The organism is Amycolatopsis sp. NPDC059021 (genome assembly GCF_042739895.1).
Lineage (GTDB): Bacteria > Actinomycetota > Actinomycetes > Mycobacteriales > Pseudonocardiaceae > Amycolatopsis.
In genome coordinates this window covers 68,759-74,819 of record NZ_JBHYIQ010000022.1, presented here as the reverse complement: position 1 = coordinate 74,819, position 6,061 = coordinate 68,759, and the positions used below count along the sequence as shown (strand labels likewise).

The following is a 6,061-nucleotide window of genomic DNA, read 5'->3' as shown; positions in this document are numbered from 1 at the left end:
AGTGTGCGGGGGGGTCGTGGGGGCGGGGGGGGGGCCTCCCGGGGCGCGGGGGGGCGGGGCGACCGGTCCGCCCCCGGGCCCCCCCCCCCCAGGGCCGTGGTCACGGTCAGCTGACGGCGGCCGTGTCGAGCTCGGCGATCTGGTCCAGCGACATGTCGAGCTCCTCGTGCAGGAACCGGACGATCGTCCAGTGCGGCAGAGCGCCCTCGTCGAAAGGACCGAACTCCTTGACGTACAAGGGAATCCAGCGCAGAGCCTCGGCCGCGGCCTGCTCCCGGGGCGGCTCGTCCTGGTATTCGGAGTAGCTGATGCTGCGGTGCTCGACGAAGAAGCCGCCCGGCAGCCGCTCGGCGCAGAACTCGCGGTACTCCCGGGTCTGCAGGATCAGGTAGTGCCAGATCTCGTCGATCTCCTGTTCGACGGGGAGGAACAGCCCGGCGAGCTCGTCCTCGTGCGCGGAGACCAGATAGAGGTAGCGCAGGCATTCCAGCGTCTGCCGCTCGACATATTCGGCGGGTGCACCGGTTTTCGCGACGAAGTAGTCGACGACTTCGGCGTACAGCGGCTCGCCCAGCAGGGAACGCAGGTCGGCGGCGGAAACAGCGGGCACGATACTCCTAGTGGGTGCGGGATTCCGGGTGCAGCCAGGCGTACTTGCCGGACTTGCCGATCGGGATGTGCTGCCGGTGTACCGGTTCGACGGCCAGTTCCAGGTTCTCCGACAGAGCCGCGACCAGCGACGCGGCGGTCGTGGCGTCGAGCGGATCGCCGTCGAACGTGGTGTATTCCAGCTCCGCGGCGTTGCCTTCGCCGACTCGAAGCCGGTACAGGAACACCGGCGCAGCGCATTCGCCGATCCACCGGTCGAGGTCGCCGTGACAGAGCAGAGTGGATCCGACGCGGATCAGTTCCTTCTCCCGGCCGCAGAAGCGCGCTATGCGCGTCGGGTCGGGGCTCCCGTCCACCGTCCGCGCGCAATCGCCGGAACGGTACCGGATCAGCGGCATGTAGGGATTGCGGATACTGGAGACGATCAGGCTGAACAACGTGCTGCCTTCTTCGACCGGGACCAGTTCGACCCGCATTTCGTCCAGATGGGGGTGATAGCGGCCCTGGCGGTCGCTGTAATAGAGATAGCCGAGTTCGGTGCTGCCGAACAGGTCGATGATCGGGCAGTCGAAATGCTCGCGGAGAAACCGGGAAACATTGTCCGGGGTGTATTCGTAGGCGTGGACGATGCTGTCCGGCCGGGGCAGTGCCTGCGCCAGGCCCCACTGCCGCGCCTTGAGCACCAAGTGGGCGAGGTGATAGCTGGAACAGTCGAGATGGTAACTCCCGCTCGGATGTCCCGACCGCGTTTGCTCGATTTCGCCGAGCATGACGGCGACGTCCTCACGGGTCCACAACGCGGGGTCGAGCTGCTGGTTGACGTAGACAGTGCGCTCGTCGAGACGCCGGTCCGCCAGGCTCGGGCGTTCGGCGGGCTGCTCGCCGCGTGCCTTGGCGTTGACCCGCGCGACGTGCTGGGTGGCCAGCACGGTCGTGAGCGACACCCGCGGGCAGCCCTTTTCCCAGGTGTGCGCGATGTCGGGATGTTCGCTCCACAGCCGGTAATAGGACTTCAGCAGGAAATACGGCGGCCGGATCAGCTGCATGCGCGCGTGGTTCGTGCCGGTGGACAGCACGAACTCCGCGGCGCCGGACTCCAGCGCCGCTTTCAGCTCCGGGGTCATCCAGTTGTCCGGGAATTGGTGCGCGATGCGGTCCTTTTCGAGAATCGGGAACTCGCCGCGCTCGACGGAATCCCGGTACAGGGGAATGTCACGGACGGCGTCGACCATCTCGGCCGGGGGCTGGCTCGTCATGTTCACCCATCATCCGATGCCGGACACCGGTGACCGCCGGCGGTGGAACCCGCCGACGGCCACCGGTGCGGGGAAAGCCGTCAGGCCTTGCGGGAAATGCAGCCTTGCTTGGCCCGCGAAATGCAGCCCTCCTTGTTCGCGCTCGGCGCCGAATTCGCGGCGACCCACTTGTCCCACACCTTGTCCTGCGCGATCAGCTTGACCAGCTTGTCCATGCGCTACCTCCGAAGGGGATACACCGACCGCGGTGACCGAAACGATCATCGCCCCGCCAAGGTAAAGGGATTGCAAAGGATGTGTCAAGGAGACTTGAGGAAAGGTGGAGATGTCAAAGCCGGGTGAGGTGTCACGCGGTGTCGTGGTTTTCCGGCGAGTTCCCGATTTCGTTACGCGAATTCGGTGAAGATCCGTGCGGCGGCGGGCGTTCGGCTACCGTGGCCGTCATGAACGATCTTCCTCTGTCCGTGCTGGAACTCACGCTCGTGGAAGCGGGCAGGACGGCGGGCGACACACTGGCCGCGACGGTCACCACCGCGCGCCGCGCCGAGGAGCTCGGTTTCCGGCGCCTGTGGCTGACCGAGCACCACGGCACCCCGATCATCGCCAGCGTGTCGCCCCCGGTGCTCGCGGCCTCGTACGCGGCGGCGACCGGCACGATCCGGGTCGGCTCGGGCGGGGTGCTGGTGCCCAACCACGCGCCACTGGCGCTCGCCGAGCAGTTCCTGAGCCTGTCGGCGCTGCACCCCGGGCGGATCGACCTCGGCATGGGGCGCGGGCCGGGAACGTTCCGCGAGCCGGTGGTCCGGGCGCTGCGCCGGGGAGCCGGGATCGCGACCGACGAGGAATACCGCGAGGGAGTGACCGCGCTGCTGGGTTTCCTCGCCGACGAGACGTCCCTGCTGCCCGGCGTCGAGCGGCCCCGGCCGTGGCTGCTGGTGTCCAGCCCGGCGGGCGCGGGCCTGGCCGCCGAACTGGGGCTGCCGATCGCGGTCGCCCATCACATCCGGCCGCAGAGCACGGTCGAGGTGGTGGAGCGGTACCGGGCGGGCTTCCGGCCGTCGCGCTGGGGCGCGGAGCCGTACGTGATCGTCGCGGTCCGGACGATCTGCGCGGACTCCGACGCCGAGGCCGCGGCACTGGGACTGCCCGCGCGGGTACTGACCGAGAACATCGCGAAGCAGGACGACGCCGCTCCGTTCCCCACCGTCGCCCAAGCGGCGGAGCACGTGTTCGCGCCTGAACTGGAAGAAGGGCTCGCGGCCTACCACGCGCAGCAGGCGGAAGGTTCGCCGGAGACGGTGGCTCGGCGTCTCGTCGGCATCGCGGAGCGGACCGGCGCGGACGAGCTGATGCTGGAGACCCCGGTGTACGACCCGGCGGCCCGCGCGAGGTCCTACGAACTGACCGTCAAGGCACTCCGGGGTTCGTGACCCGAGATGGACTCGCGTAACGGCGGAGGCGCCGGGGAAGATGTCACGATGGGTGCGGCTGGGGGTGACCGGCGCCGCTCCGGTCACCCCCGGCCGCGGCTCAGCCGGCTGCCGCGCTGGAGGTCCCGCGCAGCTTCACGCTCGCCGTGGAAGCGTTCTTGATCGCCGTCTCGATCTGGGCCATCGTCGAGGACGAGCTCAGGCCGGGGACGGTCGCGGTGTTCAGCGCGTAGAGCGTGAACGTGTACGGATGGCTGGAGCCGCCGGGGCACGGGCCGAAGAACTTCTGCGTGTTCGCCCCGCTGCCCATGGCCTTCTGCTTGGCGCCGCCCTGGCCCGGCACGCTGAATCCGGCGTCGAGGCCTTCCGGCAGTGACGTGGTCGCGGCCGGGATGTCCCAGATCGCCCAGTGCAGTTTGTTGCCGTTGTTCGCGACGTCGGCGAAGACGATCGCGTAGCCCTTCGCGCCGGTCTTTCCCGCACCCCAAGCCAGCGGTGGCGAAGTGTCCTGTCCGGCGGAGTGATCACCGGCGCAGGTGTACTTGTCCGGGATCTTGGCATTGTCGGCGAAGGCGGTGCTGCTCAGCTTGAAGTCGGTGCCGGGAGTATTGCCCCCGGCGAACTTCAGCCGCACGATGACGTTGTCGAGCACCGACGGCGTGCCGCCGTTCTTGTCGTTGTTGGTGGAGGTGAGCCAGAGGCCGCCGTCCGGCGACTTCGTCACCGACCGCAGCCTGCCCCAGCGGCCGGAGAACACCGCCTGTGCCGGGCCGACGCCGGTACCAGCCGAGTTGATCTGCATGACCCACAGCTGTTCGCCGGTGACCCCGGCGACGTAGATCCAGTCGCCGACGATCTCGATCCCGCTCGGCCCCGCCTGGGAAGTCGGCCAGGTCTTCTTCGGGGCGATAAAGCCCGCGCAGTCGCCCCGGGTACCTTCGCACTTGTCCCAGCCGTAGTTGCCGCCCTTCTGGATCAGGTTGAGCTCGTCCATCGTGTTGTCGCCGAACTCCGCCGCCCACAGCTGGCCGCGCGAATCCCACGCCAGGCCCTGCGGGTTGCGGTGGCCGTAGCTCCAGACGTACCGCGCGTTTCCGCCGCTGGCGTAGAACGGGTTGTCCGAAGGTGCCGAGCCGTCCGCGTTGAGCCGCAGGATCTTGCCGTTGAGCGAATTCTTGTTCTGCGCGTTGCCGCCGTTCTTCGCGTCGCCCGCGGTGGCGTAGAGCTTGCCGTCCGGGCCGAACCGGATCCGGCCGCCGTTGTGGTAGCGGTTCTTGGCGATCCCGGTGAGGACCGGCTCCGACGTCGCCGACAGTTTGCCGTTCTCGTACTTCATCCGCACGATCCGGTTGTCGTTCGCGGTGGTCTGGAAGAGATACACCGAGTGGTCGGTGGCGAACGCCGGGGAGAGCGCCAGCCCGAGCAGACCACCCTCGCCGTTCGTCGTGACGGTGCCGGGGACCTTGCCCGCCACGGTCTTCTGCCCGTCCGGTGTCACCCGGACGACCTCGAACCGGTCGCGTTCGGTGGCCAGCGCCGAACCGTCGGGCAGGAAGTCCACCGACCAGGCCAGGTCGACCTTCGCGATGTCCCTGTCGTACTCCGGGATCCCGCCCCCGCCCGTGTTACCGCCGGTGGTCTTCGCGGTGATGGCGTTGCTCGCGGCCGAGGTGTTCCCGTTGGGGTCACGGGATTTCACCGTGAACGTGTAGGACGTGGCCGGGGTCAGGTCGGTGACCGTGGCCTCCAGCGACGTCGTGGTCGCGACCTTGGTGGCGCCCTGGTAGACGTCGTAACCGGCGATCTTGCCGCTGTTGTCGGTGGAGGCGTTCCACGCCAAGGACACGCTGTTAGCCGTTGTCCCGGTCACCTTGAGCGCCGACGGCGCGGTCGGCGGGGTGGTGTCGTCGCTCGGGGGAGTGGTGAACGTGACGACGTTGCTCTGCTGCGAGGGGTTGCCCGCCGCGTCGAACGCGCCGACCGAGATGTCGTAGGCGGTGTTCGGGGTCAAGGTGTCCACGGTCGCGGAAAGCGTGTTCCCGTCGACACTCTTGAGGACGTTGCCGCCGCGGTTGATCTCGTAGCGCACCACGCCGACGTTGTCGGTCGAGGCCTCCCAGGTGAACGTCGCCGAGGTCGGCTTGACGTCGCTCGCCTTGAGGTTCTTGGGCGGCGTCGGCGGTTCGCCGTCGTCGGAGCCGGTGAAGGTGTCGGTGAGCTTGTCGGCGTTCGGGCCGCCGTCCGCGGTGGTGGAGGTGGTGCGGATCTTGTTGGTGCCCGCGGTCAGTTTCACCGTCGCGGTCACGGTCTTCCACGTCGTCCACGAACCGGTGCCGGGGAACGACAGGGTGGTGGCCGGGCCGCCGCCCACGCTGAGCGAGAGCGGTCTGTCGGCCGCGGTTCCGTTGGCGTAGCGGAAGGTCAGCGTGTGCGTGCCGGCCTGTGCCGCGTCGACGGAGTACTCGACATAGCTGCCGACGACGTTGTCGAAGTTGACGAATCCCTTGCCGGAGTAGCCGGCGTGGTTGGACTCGACCTTGCCCTGGGAGATGAAAGCGCTTTCCGACTCGTAGTCGGTCGACGCCGCGGACGCGGTGAGCGCGGGCAGCACGGTACTGCCGAGCGCCGCGGCGGCCAGGCATGTCAAAGCCGCGCGCCACGGTGGGCGGGGTGCCACTGGAGGCCTCCTGCTGGGTCGGGGACAGGGAGGGGCAACGCGGCGGAATGGGCGGGGGCCCACCGGGAACGTCATAGTTAGGAAAGTTT

The 6,061-nt window shown here is 68.4% G+C and carries 5 protein-coding genes; 1 reads left to right on the top strand and 4 read right to left on the bottom strand.

Translation table 11 applies throughout. The features are described from left to right. Positions 1–106: 106 nt before the first annotated feature. The 3 genes from ACFWX1_RS15945 to ACFWX1_RS15935 form a co-directional block, all read right to left on the bottom strand. Positions 107–610, bottom strand: coding sequence for a hypothetical protein (locus tag ACFWX1_RS15945; RefSeq protein ID WP_378387847.1), 504 nt, complete (start codon positions 608–610; stop codon positions 107–109). A gap of 7 nt (positions 611–617) precedes the next feature. Then, on the bottom strand, positions 618–1,865 hold the full coding sequence (locus ACFWX1_RS15940) for a hypothetical protein (RefSeq protein WP_378387845.1): 1,248 nt from the start codon (positions 1,863–1,865) through the stop codon (positions 618–620). 80 nt (positions 1,866–1,945) lie between these two features. After that, a complete protein-coding gene (locus tag ACFWX1_RS15935) occupies positions 1,946–2,080 on the bottom strand; it encodes a hypothetical protein (RefSeq protein WP_378387843.1) in 135 nt (44 codons plus the stop codon). Positions 2,081–2,308: 228 nt separating this feature from the next. On the opposite strand from ACFWX1_RS15935, the gene ACFWX1_RS15930 reads away from it, so the two are divergent. Then, entirely contained in the window at positions 2,309–3,295 is a 987-nt protein-coding gene (locus tag ACFWX1_RS15930) for an LLM class flavin-dependent oxidoreductase (RefSeq protein ID WP_378387841.1), read from the top strand. A gap of 100 nt (positions 3,296–3,395) precedes the next feature. Here ACFWX1_RS15930 and ACFWX1_RS15925 read toward each other — a convergent pair whose 3' ends face one another. Further along, a complete protein-coding gene (locus ACFWX1_RS15925; protein ID WP_378387839.1) occupies positions 3,396–5,972 on the bottom strand; it encodes a PQQ-dependent sugar dehydrogenase in 2,577 nt (858 codons plus the stop codon). Positions 5,973–6,061: the final 89 nt, after the last annotated feature.

Excerpts from the sequence above, each read along its gene's own strand:
- ACFWX1_RS15935 (WP_378387843.1), bottom strand. The coding sequence starts at position 2,080 with ATGGACAAGCTGGTCAAGCTGATCGCGCAGGACAAGGTGTGGGACAAG.
- ACFWX1_RS15930 (WP_378387841.1), top strand. The coding sequence starts at position 2,309 with ATGAACGATCTTCCTCTGTCCGTGCTGGAACTCACGCTCGTGGAAGCG.
- ACFWX1_RS15940 (WP_378387845.1), bottom strand. The coding sequence starts at position 1,865 with ATGACGAGCCAGCCCCCGGCCGAGATGGTCGACGCCGTCCGTGACATT.